The 16810-nt window shown below is 40.9% G+C and carries 13 protein-coding genes; 8 read left to right on the top strand and 5 right to left on the bottom strand.

Going from position 1 to position 16810, the window contains the following annotated elements; translation table 11 throughout:
• Positions 1-717 precede the first annotated feature (717 nt).
• Complete coding sequence (gene glsB / locus QL989_RS15405; protein ID WP_138605120.1) at positions 718-1641, top strand: glutaminase B; 924 nt, start codon at positions 718-720, stop codon at positions 1639-1641.
• A gap of 22 nt (positions 1642-1663) precedes the next feature.
• Here glsB and QL989_RS15400 read toward each other — a convergent pair whose 3' ends face one another.
• On the bottom strand, positions 1664-2968 hold the full coding sequence (locus QL989_RS15400) for an inosine/guanosine kinase (protein ID WP_138605119.1): 1305 nt from the start codon (positions 2966-2968) through the stop codon (positions 1664-1666).
• Between the two features lie 177 nt (positions 2969-3145).
• Here QL989_RS15400 and tadA point away from each other — a divergent pair, with 177 nt between their 5' ends.
• Entirely contained in the window at positions 3146-3652 is a 507-nt protein-coding gene (gene tadA / locus QL989_RS15395) for a tRNA adenosine(34) deaminase TadA (protein WP_138605117.1), read from the top strand.
• Here tadA and QL989_RS15390 read toward each other — a convergent pair.
• The gene (locus QL989_RS15390) at positions 3649-3819 is read right to left on the bottom strand and encodes a hypothetical protein (protein ID WP_008115566.1); all 171 of its coding nucleotides are present in this window, start codon (positions 3817-3819) and stop codon (positions 3649-3651) included. The genes tadA and QL989_RS15390 overlap by 4 nt on opposite strands.
• A 136-nt stretch (positions 3820-3955) precedes the next feature.
• Positions 3956-5407, bottom strand: coding sequence for a membrane-bound lytic murein transglycosylase MltF (gene mltF / locus QL989_RS15385; RefSeq protein ID WP_138605116.1), 1452 nt, complete (start codon positions 5405-5407; stop codon positions 3956-3958).
• Between the two features lie 211 nt (positions 5408-5618).
• On the opposite strand from mltF, the gene purL reads away from it, so the two are divergent.
• The 4 genes from purL to QL989_RS15365 all read left to right on the top strand — a co-directional run bounded on the left by purL (position 5619) and on the right by QL989_RS15365 (position 12637).
• Positions 5619-9509 carry a phosphoribosylformylglycinamidine synthase gene (gene purL, locus QL989_RS15380; protein ID WP_178955267.1) on the top strand — a complete coding sequence of 1297 codons (3891 nt, stop codon included), beginning with the start codon at positions 5619-5621 and terminating at the stop codon, positions 9507-9509.
• A gap of 166 nt (positions 9510-9675) precedes the next feature.
• Positions 9676-12117, top strand: a complete 2442-nt coding sequence (locus tag QL989_RS15375) for a YdbH domain-containing protein (protein WP_290171010.1) — start codon at positions 9676-9678, stop codon at positions 12115-12117.
• The gene (locus QL989_RS15370; RefSeq protein WP_008115575.1) at positions 12110-12292 is read left to right on the top strand and encodes a YnbE family lipoprotein; all 183 of its coding nucleotides are present in this window, start codon (positions 12110-12112) and stop codon (positions 12290-12292) included. The genes QL989_RS15375 and QL989_RS15370 overlap by 8 nt, the downstream gene beginning before the upstream one ends.
• 9 nt (positions 12293-12301) lie before the next feature.
• Entirely contained in the window at positions 12302-12637 is a 336-nt protein-coding gene (locus QL989_RS15365; protein WP_008115577.1) for a YdbL family protein, read from the top strand.
• 32 nt (positions 12638-12669) lie between these two features.
• On the opposite strand, the gene QL989_RS15360 is transcribed toward QL989_RS15365, so the two are convergent.
• Both QL989_RS15360 and waaA read right to left on the bottom strand, forming a co-directional pair.
• The gene (locus QL989_RS15360; protein ID WP_055013165.1) at positions 12670-13218 is read right to left on the bottom strand and encodes a DUF1415 domain-containing protein; all 549 of its coding nucleotides are present in this window, start codon (positions 13216-13218) and stop codon (positions 12670-12672) included.
• On the bottom strand, positions 13215-14495 hold the full coding sequence (gene waaA, locus QL989_RS15355) for a lipid IV(A) 3-deoxy-D-manno-octulosonic acid transferase (protein WP_290171008.1): 1281 nt from the start codon (positions 14493-14495) through the stop codon (positions 13215-13217). The genes QL989_RS15360 and waaA overlap by 4 nt, the downstream gene beginning before the upstream one ends.
• A 235-nt stretch (positions 14496-14730) precedes the next feature.
• Here waaA and QL989_RS15350 point away from each other — a divergent pair, with 235 nt between their 5' ends.
• A complete protein-coding gene (locus QL989_RS15350) occupies positions 14731-15321 on the top strand; it encodes an SIS domain-containing protein (protein WP_290171007.1) in 591 nt (196 codons plus the stop codon).
• Positions 15321-16760 carry a bifunctional D-glycero-beta-D-manno-heptose-7-phosphate kinase/D-glycero-beta-D-manno-heptose 1-phosphate adenylyltransferase HldE gene (gene hldE, locus QL989_RS15345; protein WP_290171006.1) on the top strand — a complete coding sequence of 480 codons (1440 nt, stop codon included), beginning with the start codon at positions 15321-15323 and terminating at the stop codon, positions 16758-16760. The genes QL989_RS15350 and hldE overlap by 1 nt, the downstream gene beginning before the upstream one ends.
• Positions 16761-16810 lie beyond the last annotated feature (50 nt).

The following is a 16810-nucleotide window of genomic DNA, read 5'->3' as shown; positions in this document are numbered from 1 at the left end:
TGCCGAACTCAGTAGTGAAACGAAACAGCGCCGATGATAGTGTAGCATTTGTTATGTGAAAGTAGGACATTACCAGGATCCAATTAAAGAAACCCGTTACAGCAATGTAACGGGTTTTTTGCTATCTGGGGTTTAGTAAATAGCCAAGAACCCATGCCAAACTCAGTAGTCAAACAAAACAGCTCGAAGGCGAGCCCCGCGGAAGGCCGCCCCGACACAATGATAGTGTGGCATTTGTTATGTGACTTTCTACCGCTGTGGGTACCATGACATTACCAGAATTCAATTAAAGAAACCCGTTACAGCAATGTAACGGGTTTTTTGCTGTTTGGGGTTTAGTAAATATCTAAGAGCCCATGCCAAACTCAGTAGCCAAAAAAAAACAGCTCGAAGGCGAGCCCCGCGGAAGGCCGCCCCGACACAATGATAGCATCGCATTTGCTATGTGACTTTTTACCGCTGTGGGCACTGCGACATTCTACTGCGCTGTCGCTACGAAGTAGCGCACCGACTCTAATTAAAGGCATCAGATTAAAGTAAAAAAAGTAGGAACTTAAAGCCCTTACTATGGTTTACTTATGCTGTAATAGTTTCGAAGTTTGTAGTGAAATATTTTCATTGATATCAGCGAATCCCCTATTTGCTCAACATTACCATGCGGTTATGGATCTGACGTGTTAAAATTTAGTTTTAGATTTCGTATTATTGAGGTGTCGATTGCCAACGAGTGATTACCAACGAGTGTTAAATGAGATAACTCAAGAGGTTAAGCCTTTACTAACGCAGGGTAAAGTTGCCGATTATATACCGGCATTGGCAGAGGTTTCTCCTGAGCAGTTCTCTATTGCTATTTATACTACGGAAGGAGAAATTTTCTGCGCCGGTGATTGTGAGCAACGTTTCACAATTCAATCTGTATCTAAAGTAATGACTCTGACATTAGCTTTGCAACGCTATGGCGATGAATTATGGAATAGAGTTGGCAAAGAGCCTTCAGGTACAGCGTTTAACTCTCTGACACAGCTTGAGTTTGAAAAAGGGATTCCACGTAACCCATTTATTAATGCGGGAGCGATTGTTACCTGTGATGCTTTGTATAGTCGTTTATCAGCTCCAATGCACTCTATGCTTGAAACATTTCGCGATTTATCAGGTAATCGAAGTATTGTAATTGATAAGCAAGTGGCTAACTCAGAATATGAGTTTCGGCATAGAAATGCGGCAATGGCACATTTAATGAAATCATTCGGTAACTTTGAAAATGAAGTAGATGATGTCCTTTGGTCGTATTTTAATTTTTGTGCCATAGAACTTAATTGTATTGAACTTGCTAAGGCGTACAATTTTTTAGCCAATAAAGGGATGGATTACAGCTCAAACAAACGAGTACTTTCTAGTCGTCAAAACAAGCAATTAAATTCGTTGTTATTTACCAGTGGGTTATATGACGCAGCAGGTGACTTTGGTTATCGTGTAGGCATGCCTGGTAAATCGGGTGTTTCTGGTACAATATTAGCGGTGTTACCGAATAGATTTACAGTGGCAGTCTATTCACCAGGATTAAACTCTTTTGGTAACTCAGTGGCGGGAATAGCAGCATTAGAGCTGCTATCTAAAAAGCTTGATATATCTATATTTTAGCTTTGTTTAGCGTAATGGGATCTTATTGATCCCAATACACTTGTTCTAAACAATCTTCGCGCTCAGGCAAACCACGAGATAAGCGAGGAGAGTGCTGTACAAGTACTTCAAAGCTTGCACGGTTAGCATATTTGCTAATTTGTGCGAGCGAAGAGTAGGTAATGGCTTGTTGCTGATGCTTTGCTGAATTAGCAACATTCAACTTATGATAAACATTCGCTGATAAGTCATGTAAAACCGCGGCTAAAGCACAGTCACCGGCACCATTGGTATTTTTAATCGAGTCAGGCCCGCCCATAAACGGCGCTGTATGGCTATATGCCTTTATAGGGTTTTCACAGTCAACTTTACGCATTGCACGTGAAAATTCATAACGATTAAAATCTGGTATGGCACCCGGTAATAATGGATACTCTGTTTCACGTTTGCAGCTGTCGTCAACAAAACCAGCCATAAATAAGCCTTTTTCACCGGCTGTACAAATAACTAAGTCAACCCAATCTAATGCTTTGTCAGCAGCAAGAAGTGGATCTTCATATCCAGTAATTGCTTGGCCTTCTTCTTCGTTCATAGCAAGTATATCAACATGCTTTTCTACAAAGTTAGCCCACCATGTCGGGTCCTGCTCGATAAGAAACTTAGTCCCCAGTGTTAATACCACGGGTACATTTGCATCGTTAGCATACTTGATTGCTTGCATAGTCGCTTCGGTCATGGTTTCATCACCTTGAGTACGCATTAAATAAGCACTGATGACTAATGCTGATGAGCCTTCTATTAGCTCTTTATCAATTGACTCTGGCTTTAGGTAATTCATCAGGCCAGCACTAATAGCAAACGTGCGCTCACCTGTTTCATCAATCAAGGTAAAGCAACGGCCAATAGGACCATCAACTGGTTGTAAGTAGTCTAAATCTACACGACTTGAGTTATTACATAAAAATCTATAAGCATAACTGCCTATTTTTATATTTTCGCTCATTACGCCTAATAGTACCGAACGATCATCAGCAAGTACGGAATAGTTGTGCATTGTGTTGCCAACGGTTCCTCCTGCGAATTCGTAATCGACCATATCGTTTAGTTTTAAGCGATCGTATAAAGCATTAGTGATGTCATTATCTATAACTTGCGACATCCCTCGGCGCAATTGAAATTCATCGAGAAAAGCTTGGTCAACCTTAGCTTCTATATCAACAACGATTTGATCGATCCCCGTAACATAGCTGCGGTGTAATCGTTCTGTGGCGTTAAGTTGATTGGTCAGTGGATCTTTGGCTTCCACTGGGAAATAATGTTTATGCCTGCGGCGTCCAGGAAATTTCATTTGCTACCCGTGTTGTGAGCTAAATAAAAAAAGCGAGAGATTATAGCGTAAATCCCGCCTTATGGGCCATGGTAAACCACTTAAATTTGTTTTATTTTTGCAATAAAGTGATCAATTACGCATTTTTTTACGCTAAGTTGGTATAATTACGGCATAAAAAATAGTTAAGTAATAATCATGACAGAGCCATTTGACGACCAATATTGGATGGAACAAGCCCTTGTGTATGCAAAACAAGCAGAGCAACTCGATGAGATACCTGTAGGCGCCATTATTGTCAAAAATAATCAGCTTATAAGCGCGGGTTATAATCGCTCAATTACCGATAATGATCCGTCGGCTCATGCTGAGATGATAGCGGTAAGAGAAGCCGGCAAAGTCCTTAATAACTATCGCTTAATTGATTGCACTTTGTATGTTACGTTAGAGCCGTGCTCTATGTGTGCAGGTTTATTGGTGCACAGCCGAATTAAACGCTTAGTATTTGGTGCTGCCGATGCTAAAACCGGTTCCGCTGGTTCAATTATGAACTTGTTGCAAGAACCTCGTTTAAACCATCAGGTAGAAATAACGGGTGGGGTTTTAGAGACACAATGTGCAGAGACTATTTCTAGTTTTTTTAAGCGTCGCCGATCACAAATAAAAGCAGCAAAGCTAGCCGCTCGCAACCTTAACAGAGATTAGTCTGCAGCTGCTATTAAGGCGTCTAATTCAGCCATTTGCTGCATAGCGAACATGCGGCGACGCCAGATAACCTTTTTATGCAAATTTCTTAACATCACTCGACGGCGAGTCGCAGTTGAGTGCTTTATACAACGTTTAAGTTGATGTGTACGTCTACGTTTAAGCATGACTTGTCCTTACGTGCTTGGTGATGACATAAATTTTAATACAATTGAGCCAGATTATTGAATAATTGATTGCAAGTAAACAACTATTTGCTTTTCTGACATGTAGCTAATATAGCGCGAAATTTTCAGAATGCATTTATTTTTCTTTTTCTGCTTCACCAGTGATACGTTGATTTGCATCATTTGGTTTAATGCTTTGATCTTTAGTTTCTTTTTCGGTTGTTGGCGGTGTAGTTGCCATTGCATTATTTTCATCAAGCCAAACTAGCGCATCGTAATAGCGACGAATATTGTCAACGTAAGTCACTGCAACATCACCGCGAGCATAGCCATAGCGGGTATTTCGGTAGTGACGTTTTTTTACTAGCAATGGTAAGCGCTTTTTAACGTCAGCCCATTTATCAGGGCTAGCTCCTTGTTGTTCGGTAATTATGCGGGCATCATTGACGTGGCCCCAACCAACATTATAAGCGGCAAGTGCGAGCCAAGTACGATCAGGCTGCGGGATTCTATCTGGTATACGTTTGATTAATTTAGCTAAGTATTGAGCACCGCCACGTATGTTTTGTTCTGGCTCCAAGCGATTAGTAACACCGACTTGTTTTGCTGTGCGCCTTGTTAGCATCATAATGCCGCGCACCCCTGTTGGCGATTTAGCTCGTGGGTTCCACATCGACTCTTGATAACTCAATGCAGCAAGTAAGCGCCAATCAAGGCTACCCGCATATTGTATAAACCAAGGCTGATATTTAGGCAGTGTTTCTTTTATTGCATCTATATAGGCTAAGGTATTAACGTAATTAAACTGACGGACATGGCCAAAATACTTCTCTTCAAGCACATAAAGTTGATTATTTTGTTTTGCTTCACCGAAAAAAGGAACTAGTAATGCGTACAAAGAGTCATCATTCGACTTTTTGAGTATCCATGCAATTGAATCATTACGGGTAACTGAAAAGCCAATACTCAAGTTAGGGTGATAGCGCCTAAACAACGCTAATGTATGAGAATCTGCCAAGGTGTAATCTATTTCACCATCAATAACGGCTTGTAATAACTCTTCCTCATCAAATTCTTCGGTTTCATTCCAAGTTAAATCTGGGTTGGTTTGTTGTATTTCTTCTAATGTGAGCGAGTGACTACTTTTAGCAATAACAGTGAAGTTACCAGTTAAATCATCAAAATCTCTAGGGCGTTCACGGCCTTGTTTAAATACTAATTTTTGACTAATTGTTCTGTAAGTTGGGCCATAGCGGTAACGTTTGGCGCGCGCCTTGTTAAAAGTAAGTCCAGAGGCAATTAAATCGAGATCGCCACTATCTAAGCGCGCAAACATATCGGATAAATTAAAAAAGGGCACAATTTCAAGCTCTACCCCAAGGTAATCGGCGAATGCTTGAGACAGTTCAAATTCAAACCCTTGTTCACCTTGAACAGCTTGATAGTAATTACTTGCGCTGGCGAGTGTACCCACACGAATTTTATTTTCTGATTTAATTTGGGCAAGCTGTGTTGACTGCTCTTGTGTATTACAGGCACACAAAAGGATGACTAACGTAATAATTGTTATTAGCTTTATCTTCAACATATTCGCCTCTTCAGCATCGTATCTCCTGTTATAACAAAACTTACTGATTACGTCACTTACCGTTTAATCGCAGTAAGTAAAAAATAGGTGTAAACAAAAAGAAAAAGTTAATTTAATGAAAAGCGCATTTTTGAGTTAAATCTGGGAGTAATTTGGACTATAATACGCGCCTAAAATATCGTTCAATCCCTAACCCCGGGTGAAATTACTTATGTTGATCCTTCGTGGTGCACCAGCACTTTCAGAGTTCAGAGTTAATAAAATTTTAGCGCGTTGCCAACAATCGCAACTTCCTGTCACCAATGTATATGCCGAATACGCTCACTTTGCCGATTTAACATCGCCATTAGACACTGATGAGCAAACCAAACTTGAAAAGTTATTAACCTATGGACCAACAATTGCTGAGCATACGCCAGCGGGTCAGTTGGTATTAGTAACGCCTCGACCTGGTACTATTTCGCCATGGGCTTCAAAAGCGACTGATATCGCTCATAACTGTGGGCTTAAACAAGTTCACAGGGTTGAACGTGGTATTGCTTACTATGTTGAAGGTGATTTAAGTACAGAGCAGCTTACACACGTTATTGCGCTTCTTCATGACCGTATGACTGAAGCTACTCATAGTAAATTAGAAGATGCAGCGCAGTTATTTCGCAGTGATGCACCTCGCCAAATGTCATCAGTTGATATTTTAGGTGGCGGCCGCGAAGCATTAGCCGTAGCCAATATAGAGCAAGGGTTTGCACTTGCTGATGATGAAATTGACTACTTAGTGGAAAACTTCATCAAGTTAGGGCGCAATCCTAACGACATCGAATTATTCATGTTTGCACAAGCAAACTCAGAGCATTGTCGTCATAAAATATTTAATGCTGATTGGACTATCGATGGTATTGAACAGCCAAAGTCGCTGTTTAAAATGATTAAAAATACCTTTGAGCATAACCCTGAAAATGTACTGTCTGCTTATAAAGATAACGCAGCCGTAATGAAAGGCTCAAAGGCGGGTCGCTTCTTCCCGAATGCGCAAGGTGAATATGCGTATCATCAAGAAGACATTGAAATATTAATGAAGGTTGAAACCCATAACCACCCAACGGCAATTGCGCCCTTTTCTGGTGCGGCAACAGGGTCGGGCGGTGAGATTCGCGATGAAGGTGCAACTGGCCGTGGTTCAAAACCAAAAGCCGGCTTAGTGGGCTTTACTGTATCTAACTTACGTATTCCTGGTTTTGAACAACCTTGGGAAAGTGATTTTGGTAAGCCTGGGCGCATAGTGAATGCCCTTGATATTATGACTGAAGGCCCATTAGGTGGTGCTGCGTTTAATAATGAGTTTGGCCGTCCTAATCTTTTAGGTTATTTCCGTACATACGAAGAAAAAGTAACGAGTCACAATGGTGAAGAGGTACGTGGTTACCACAAGCCAATTATGCTTGCCGGTGGTTTAGGTAATATTCGTGCTGATCATGTTCAAAAAGGCGATATTCCAGTAGGCGCAAAACTGATTGCGCTTGGCGGCCCTGCAATGAACATTGGTTTAGGCGGTGGTGCTGCATCTAGCATGGCATCGGGTCAATCAAACGAAGATTTAGATTTTGCTTCTGTTCAACGTGAAAACCCAGAAATGGAACGTCGTTGTCAAGAAGTAATCGACAAATGTTGGCAGCTAGGTGATGCAAATCCTATTGCGTTTATACATGATGTGGGCGCTGGTGGTTTATCAAATGCATTCCCTGAGCTTGTAGATGATGGTGGCCGTGGTGGTAAATTCCAACTGCGTGACATCCCTAATGATGAGCCGGGCATGGCACCACACGAAATTTGGTGTAATGAATCGCAAGAGCGATATGTGCTTGCTGTGGGCGTTGAAGACTTTGCACGCTTTGAAGCAATTTGTAAGCGTGAGCGCGCACAATATGCAGTTATTGGTGAAGCAACAGAAGAGCGTCATTTAACGGTTGCAGATAGTCATTTTGATAACAGCCCTGTAGATTTACCATTGGATGTATTACTAGGTAAAGCACCTAAAATGCATCGTGATGTTACGTCGCAACAAGTAGTCGGTACTGCATTAAATGTAGAGGCAATTAATCCTGCGGATGCAGCGCAGCGTTTATTACGTTTACCAACCATTGCAGAAAAAACCTTCCTGATTACTATTGGCGATCGCTCTGTAACTGGTTTAGTAGCGCGCGATCAAATGGTAGGCCCATGGCAAGTGCCTGTGGCTAACTGTGCAGTTACCGCAGCAACTTACGATACCTACCACGGTGAAGCTATGTCATTAGGTGAACGTACTCCAGCGGCATTACTTAATTATGGCGCTTCTGCACGTTTGGCTGTGGCCGAGTCTCTTACAAATATTGCTGGTACTAATATTGGTAGTCTTGAGAACATTAAGCTATCTGCTAACTGGATGGCGGCTGCAGGTCACCCTGGTGAAGACGCAGGTTTATATGAAGCGGTAAAAGCTGTTGGTGAAGAGTTATGTCCAGCACTTGGGTTAACAATCCCAGTAGGTAAAGACTCGATGTCGATGAAAACGACATGGAAAAATGAAGATGATACAACTGAGCAATCAGTAACATCGCCTTTATCACTGATTATTACAGCCTTTGGCCGTGTTGACGATGTACGTAAAACGGTGACTCCACAGCTGCGCACTGATAAGGGCGACACTTCGCTTATTTTAGTTGATTTAGGTGCGGGTAAAAACCGTATGGGCGCATCAAGCCTTGCACAAGTTTATAAGCAGCTTGGTGATGTTACTCCTGATGTAGACAGCCCTGAGTTACTAAAAGGCTTTTATAATGCTATGCAGGCGCTAGTGGCTGATAGCAAGTTACTTGCGTATCACGACCGTTCAGACGGTGGCTTGTTTACTACTATTGCTGAAATGGCGTTTACCGGACATACCGGTGTAACCGTAGATTTAGCGACTTTGACTGGCTCGGATATTGAAGCGCTTTATAACGAAGAGTTAGGTGCTGTAATTCAAGTAGCAAACAGTGATTTAGATGCTGTAAATTCTGTATTTGAGCAGCATGGTGTTGCCGCAATTAGCCATGTGATTGGCTCGCTTAATAATGACGATAACATTGTATTTAATCGTGGTGAGCAAACAGTACTTAATCATACGCGTACTGAGCTTCGTACAATTTGGGCCGAAACAACCTATCAGATGCAAGCGCGTCGTGATAACCCTGAGTGTGCTAAGCAAGAATTTGACGCTAAATTTGATGCAAAAGACCCAGGCTTAAACGTTAAACTTAACTTTGACTTAAACGAAGATATAGCTGCACCGTACATTGCGACAGGTGCTAAGCCACAAATGGCTATTTTACGTGAGCAAGGCGTTAACTCGCACCTAGAAATGGCTGCTGCGTTTAACCGTGCTGGTTTTGCTGCGGTAGATGTTCACATGAGTGATATTTTAGAAGGTCGTTTAACGCTTGAACAGTTTAAAGGTTTAGTGGCGTGTGGTGGCTTCTCTTACGGTGACGTATTAGGCGCTGGTGAAGGCTGGGCTAAGTCAATATTGTTTAACGATATGGCACGCGATCAGTTCCAAAGCTTCTTCCATCGTGAAGATACCTTTAGCTTAGGTGTATGTAACGGTTGTCAGATGCTATCAACATTAAAAGAGTTGATTCCAGGTACTGAACATTGGCCGCGCTTTGTAACTAATAAGTCAGAGCGTTTTGAAGCACGCTTTAGTCTGGTTGAAATTCAAGAAAACCCATCGGTGTTCTTTAATGGGATGGCAGGTTCACATATGCCAATTGCAGTTTCTCATGGTGAAGGTCATGCAGAATTTGCAAACGATGCGGCAACTAAGGCTGCACTTGCAAGCGGCACCGTAGCGGTTAAGTTTGTTGATAACTACGGTAATCCAACAACACAGTACCCAGCAAACCCGAATGGTTCACCTGAGGGGATCACGGGTATTACATCAACAGATGGTCGTGCAACTGTAATGATGCCACACCCTGAACGTGTATTCCGTGCGGTTGCTAACTCTTGGCACCCAGATGAGTGGGTTGAGGATAGCCCATGGATGCGTATGTTTAGAAATGCGCGTAAAAATGTAGGTTAATATACACGCTAGATTCATGATCTAGATGTAAGATAAAAAGGCTGCCTTGTGCAGCCTTTTTTGTTTAGACTGTTCAAGGTTCAAGGTTCAAGGTTCAAGGTTCAAGGTTCAAGGTTCAAGGTTCAAGGTTCAAGGTTCAAGGTTCAAGGTTCAAATTAAGGATAGTATGATCAAACGCATCGCATGGGGAATCGTGTTTTTATTTCTGAGTGTTCTAACACTGGGTTATGTATTTCGTATGCCTATAACTCAATGGGCTATAGCGCCATCTTTGAGCCAATCTGGCGTTGAATTACATTGTTTAGATTGGTCACTAAATGCAAATATTAGCTTAAACGTAAACCGGTTATGTTTGACTTACCAAGGCCATCAAATTGAGCTTGGTAGCATTGTGGCTGATACAAAAAAAATAACTGTTGGCCGCGCTAATCTTCGTTTAAATGATAGCGAGAGTGTCTCAGCAAGTAATAATTCCTTCAAAAAGCTGGCACTTAGTTTACCCAAAGAGCGGCCGAAAATTGATATCAAAAGATTGTTAATTACCCACCCACAACTTCATGATGAACTGGTAGTTAGCATTGGTGAAGAGAAGCTAAATACATTTGTGATTTCAGGTGATGCAATCGCAGAGGTAACAGTCAGCAATCATAAAATTACTGGTCACTTTAAGTTAGCTGATGGATTACTAACAAAGATAAAGCCGATACCCGCGCTTTCATTAAACAGTGGGCATGAGTTCACCTTTGATGGGTTATCCGTTGATATAAAATCAAACATAGATGCTGAGTTTACACAGCAATTTAGTAAATGCCCAGTAACGCTAAAGGCTTTTGGTGATATGAATATTTACTATCACTTTAACGATAAAAAAGCCTTGTTAAATACACAGCAATTAACCAGCTTGGTAACGTTTGATAGTGATTGTTTGACGCTTATAAGCAATCAATCACAGCGTGAATTTGTAGCCAAGCAGCTGCCGTTAAAATGGCAATTGATGCTCAGTGATACGGTAAAGTTTGAAAACGGACAACTTGTTATACCGTCAATGCTATTAAACACTAAAAATAGTGAAACGAAGCTGAGCCTGAAAAACCTAGCAATTAATGTTCAGCAGCCGTTAGAGTATGCCAAAGGCAATATTAAGTTATTGTTTATCAGCGAAGGTATTGAGCATATAGAAATAGATGCAGCTTTAAATAACTTGGCTGTGAATGGCAACTACCAATTAAACGTCGATGAGCTGCCTGGTTTTTTACCTGTATCAGCTAAAAAGGTAGCAAGCACAGGTCAATTTAAAATAGCGGATGTTTTACAACATAAAAAAAATGCGAAAATAACCAGCGAGATTGCTTTTGCTGAGCTTAGTTTTGATAAATTAACAGTAAAGGGCTACAAGGCACAGTTTACGACTGAGCTTGACGATAAACAAAATATAAAGGCTAGCCTAAATAGCCAATTACGCTCAGTGGCTTATGAGCAATACCAAGTGCGCGGTGTAAATAATCAATTATCAGCATCTTCTAGTTTGGCTGTTGGCGAATTATTTGTCGATTTAAACAGTGAAACTAAACTTACCCAATTTAACAGTGCTCTTTTAAACCTAAGTAATATTCGCATAAGCTCCAAAGGCCTGCAAAGTCGGGCGCTTCAAGCCTCACATCATATATTTATTGATGGTATTGAGTTGGTAGCCAGTCACCACATATCTGCTGTGGAACATCCATTTGAGATAACAGTTGCAGATCAAGCTGTGACTAAACTTAACCCTGTTTTACAGCAGTTTGAACCATTAGCCACGCTGACCGACGGTAGCTTTAATGGGGTTGTTCGCGGAGATGTTAATTTACAGCAGGCTGAGTTTGCATTTCAAGTAGAACAGGTAAGTGGCTTATACAACGATTATTTAGCTACGCATTTTAGCAGTCGCTTAACGGGTTCTTATGATTCAGGGCAGCTTAATGTGGCTCCTACTACATTTGAATTAAATGAGTTACGAGCAGGTGCTGTTGTGAGTAACATTGTCGGTAATTTTAGTGTTGAGAACTCTATTGCTCGCGCTGAAGAAATAACTGCTGATGTACTTGGTGGTCGTTTTGCTTTGGATAGCTACAAAGTGACGGAAAAAGCGCAGCAGTCTTTGGTCACATTTGAAAATATTGATGCGAGTAAACTTATTACCTTAGATGATAAATCAGGCATTACACTAACTGGTCGAGTGAATGGCCGCTTACCCGTTTACTTTGATCAACAAGGTATTTCGGTAAAATCCGGTGAATTATCTAACCAAGGAACAGGTAAACTAGTTATTACTGATAATGCAGCTTTTGATGCAGTTAAAGCTCAGCAACAAGAACTGGACCCGATTTTAAGCTTGTTGGAAGATTTAGACATTCAGAGCTTAAACAGTAGTGTTGACTTAAAGCCTGACGGTTGGCTTTATTTAGGTGTAAACTTAAAGGGATACAATAAGGAACAGGCGCAGCAAGTTAACTTTAATTACAACCATGAAGAAAATGTTTTTACACTCTTAAGAGCATTGCGCTTAAGTGATGAAATTACTCAAAAAGTTGAACAAGAGTATTCAACAAAAGGAACTAAAAATGACTAAATGGCTGATAATACTTACAGCACTGGGGTTGCTTAGTGCATGTACGCACCGCGTTGAAGTGGCAGCGAAAGAGCCTATCACCATTAATTTAAATGTGAAGGTTGATCATGAAATTCGCGTAAAAGTTGATAAAGAGCTAGATGACTTATTTAGCGATGACAGTGAGTTATTCTAAGGAGCAATTATGAGTTTATTAAAAAATAAAAAGTTAAACGTGATCACACTTTTAAGTGCCGCTTTATTGTCATTTTCTGCTTGGGCAATCAGTTTAGATGATGCTAAAAACCAAGGGCTTGTGGGTGAAGATAGCTCAGGTTATTTAGGTTTGGTTGTACAAAATGCAGAGGCTAAAGCGGTTGTTGATGAAATTAACGCAAAGCGCAAAGCACAATATTTAAAACTTGCGAAAAAGAACAACTTGTCACTTGCTCAAGTAGAAGCACTAGCAGCGGCAAAAACCATTGAAAAAACCCAAGCAGGGCATTTCGTTGAAGTTAATGGTGAGTGGGTGAAAAAATAACTCTGCGCATTATTAAAAACCAAAAACCGAGCTTATGCGCTCGGTTTTTTGCAATTTTTAAGTAGCTGCTGCCAAAAGTGAATTCCCTTACGGCGAGCTAAGTTGATATTGTGTTCAGGAATTGACTCCGGCTCGTTGTATTCATCTAGTGCCGCGCTCATACTTGCTTCACGTATTAAGTGTAAAGTAGGAAAAGGCGAGCGATTAGTATAATTTGCAGCGTCATCTTCATCACTATCAGCAAAAACATAGTCAGGATGAAAGTTTGCAATTTGGTACTTCCCCTCAAAACCTTGTGCAACTAATAGCGCATTGGCTAAGTCAACAAGGTCTAAAAAATCTTCAAAATCAGTAAAGCCATTATCAAATATTAACAAAGTTGTTTCACGCTGAGGATCACGGTCAAGCTGGGTACATTGTTCAAGCATATCCATAACTGCATCATCAATTTTTGAGGTGTTACTAATGGTGTAGTGAATGCAGTTATTTTCAACTTCTTTACGGGCAAATGGACAAAAATTGTATTTTACAATCACAGCGCTTACCCATTCACGGGTTTGAGATATAGCTAAGTTGGTCACGATTTTGGCTCTAAATAAGGAGTTATAATGGCAAGCGTTTTGGCAATAGCGCCTTGGTTTTTAGCAACGCACTGAGCTGCTTTACTGCCAAGAATATCACACGCTTTGGTGTTTTTAATCAAGCGAAGCAATGCAAGCACCAGTTCGTCAGTATTTTCAACCACATGGGCGCCTTTGAGTTTAATAAGTTCAGGGTAAACATGGTCAAAGTTGTAGGTATGAGGGCCGGTAAGTACACCCACTGAAAAAGCTGCCGACTCTAATGGGTTATGGCCACCACGACGAATTAAACTGCCACCAATAAAACTAATATTAGCGGCACCATATAGATATTGTAATTCACCTAATGTGTCGGCTAACACAACTTGTTCATTGTTATAATTTTTTTGACTGCGACGACTAAAGCTAAGATTCGAGTGAGTCAGTAGCTCTGCAACTTTATCAAATTGTTCGGGGTGACGTGGCGCAATGATCAGCAAAGCGTCAGGGTGTGTTTCTAGTAGTTGCTGGTGGGCTGCTAAAACAAACTCATGCTCTATAGGGTGTGTAGAACCTGCGACCCATATAAAGCGTTCTGCTTTTTTATAATATTGCTTTAAAGAGGCGACTTTATTGAGTTGCGCAGTGGTTGGGGTAATATCAAATTTTATTGATCCCGTTACATGGCTTTTTTTAGCAGGTAGCCCTAATTCAATAAAGCGATTTGCATCAGCTTTGTCATGACTTGCAAGTGCGGTAATTGATTGCATGATACTGCGAGTTAGCTGGGCCACTTTTTCGTAGCCTTGCTGAGACTTTTCAGATAGACGTGCGTTAACTACCAATACAGGTATATTTTGTTTGTACGCATTAGCCATTAAGTTCGGCCATAGTTCAGTTTCTAAAATACAGAGTAATTGCGGTTTTACTCGTTTTAAAAAGCGAGTGGTGGCCATAGGAAAATCAATGGGTAAATAACTAACAGCAACGCTTTGTTTAAATTGTGCGGTAACTTGCTCTCGTCCTGTGGGAGTATTGCAGGTAATTAAAATATTTAACTGCGGTTGTTCATGTTGTAGGGCTTTAATTAAAGGGGTTGCAGCTAACACCTCGCCAACAGAAGCACAATGAAATACAACTGGTTTGTTGTTTGAAAATAAAGCGCGGCTTATGAAGCCAAAACGTTCCTTAAAGTGAGCGCGATATCCTGCGTTTTTTTTACCTCTTAGTACATATAAGTAAAATACAATCAGTGGGCTAATAATAATTAATGCGAGTGAATAAAAAATGCGTGCCATACTGTTGCTTTGTATAAATGAAAGTGGCGCTAGTTTAGCGTGAAATCGTTTTTTTCTAAATACACCAATATAAAATAGCAACTTGAAAAAGGTAACAACGATAAAAACCTTCTTTATCTGAATAATAACTTTCTACCCGTACTTTAATTTAGTTATATAGAGGTGATTTGGCTATAAAATTATGGAATAATGAAATTAATTTTTCCTGCCATTTCAGTTCCAAGAGGAATATCTCATGTCAATTATAGATTCAGTGGCAACTAGCTACCTAGAAAGTTTAAATCGTCACCAAGTATTGTTCGAAACCATGGAGGCGTATCATCAAGAGGTAATGCAGTTGTTAGAAGCATGTCATAGTGCTTTACAGGCTGGTGGTAAGGTTGTTTGGTTTGGTAATGGCGGCAGTGCGGCTGATGCTCAGCATTTGGCTGCAGAGTTTGTGGTACGTTATAAGTTAGAGCGAGGACCGTTAGCGTCTATTGCTCTAACCACAGACACCTCTATTTTAACAGCGCACAGTAATGACTATCATTTTGATACGGTATTTGAACGCCAAGTACAGGCGCTATGTAAACCTGAAGATATTGTAATTGGCTTAACTACATCGGGCACCAGTAATAATATTAATTTAGCGTTAGAAGCCGCTAATGAAGTAGGGGCGTTCACTGTTGCATTTACAGGTCGCGATGGGGGGAAAGTAAAAGATATCGCCAAGTTACCTATTATTATTAAAAATGATGAAACAGCCCGTATTCAAGAAGCTCACATGTTTATCGGCCATTGGTTGTGTGAAGCCATGGATATGGTTGTTGCGGAGCAGCAATAATGGATTTATCGCTATTAAAAAACTTATCAGCAGCACGTATTCTAGTGGTTGGCGATGTTATGCTCGATCGCTACTGGTATGGTGATTCTGGCCGTATTTCGCCAGAGGCACCAGTACCCGTTGTAAAAGTTAGTAAATTTGAAGACAAAGCCGGTGGTGCTGCCAATGTGGCTAAAAATATAGCCCGTCTAGATGGCAAAGTAGGTTTACTCGGCCTAATTGGCGAGGATGAAAGCGGACAAATTTTAGAAAACATTCTAGAAGGTGAAAAAATAAATTCACAGCTTGTGAGTGTATGCGATTTGCCGACTATTTCTAAAATGCGGGTGATCAGTCGTCATCAACAAGTTGTGCGTTTAGATTTAGAAGAGGCTTTTAATGAGTCTCATAGCCAGTTGTTATTAAATCGATTAGAGCTGGTGCTTGATAATTACGACTTTATTGTATTTTCTGATTACAACAAGGGCTCACTCGCGCTAATCCAAAAAATGATTTCGGTTGCTAAAGATGCAGGTAAAACCGTGCTTGTTGACCCTAAATCATCTGATTTAGAGTTGTACCGTGGAGCTGATTACATAACCCCTAATTTAAATGAGTTTAAATTAGCGGGTGGTCAGGTTGGTTCAGAAGAGTTGCTTGCTAGCAGCGCGCGTACCCTGATTAGTGATGCGGGTATTAACGCCATGCTACTAACACGCTCAGAACAAGGTATGTCGCTAATTGATGCAACGCAAAAGCATGACTTTGCAGCGCAGCAGCTCGAAGTAAGTGATGTAACCGGTGCGGGCGATACTGTTATTGCTACATTAGCTGTAATGCTAGGTGCGGGTATGACCGCCAAAGATGCAGTTGAAATTGCAAACTTAGCAGCCGGTATTGCAGTAAGTAAATTGGGAGCGGCAACCGTTTCTCCTGAAGAGTTGAGCCGCAAGTTAGGGCAATACTTACAAGCCACAGGCGAGCATTATCAAACCCCATTTGATGATGTATTACAGCATATTGAATTTGCTAAGCAAAATGGAGAAACCATTGTATTTACTAATGGTTGTTTTGATATTTTGCATGCAGGCCATGTGCGCTATTTAGCGCAAGCTAAAGCGCGTGGTGATAGATTAGTGGTTGGTTTAAATAACGATGAATCCATTGCCCGTTTAAAAGGCCCTGAGCGCCCAATTAACCCATTAGATGAGCGTGCTATGGTTTTAAGTGCATTAGCCTCAGTTGATTGGGTTATTCCGTTTGGCAGTGAGGCTGAAAATGACACACCAGCAAAGCTAATTGAGCAAATTAGCCCAGATATTCTTGTTAAAGGTGGTGATTACACTGTTGAGCAAATTGCCGGTGCTGAGCACGTGTTGCGTCATGGCGGAAAAGTAGAAGTGCTTGAGTTTTTAGATGGTTGCTCTACATCAAAAGTGATTAGCAAAATTAAAAGCTAGCTAGCTAGTTAGTGAAATAAAAAAGGGGATAAACTTTGGTTTATCCCCTT

The sequence above is a fragment of the Pseudoalteromonas sp. APC 3224 genome (genome assembly GCF_030407535.1).
Classification (GTDB): Bacteria; Pseudomonadota; Gammaproteobacteria; order Enterobacterales; family Alteromonadaceae; genus Pseudoalteromonas.
Note: the sequence above shows the minus strand (reverse complement) of the source record. Positions and strands in the feature narration are given on the sequence as shown.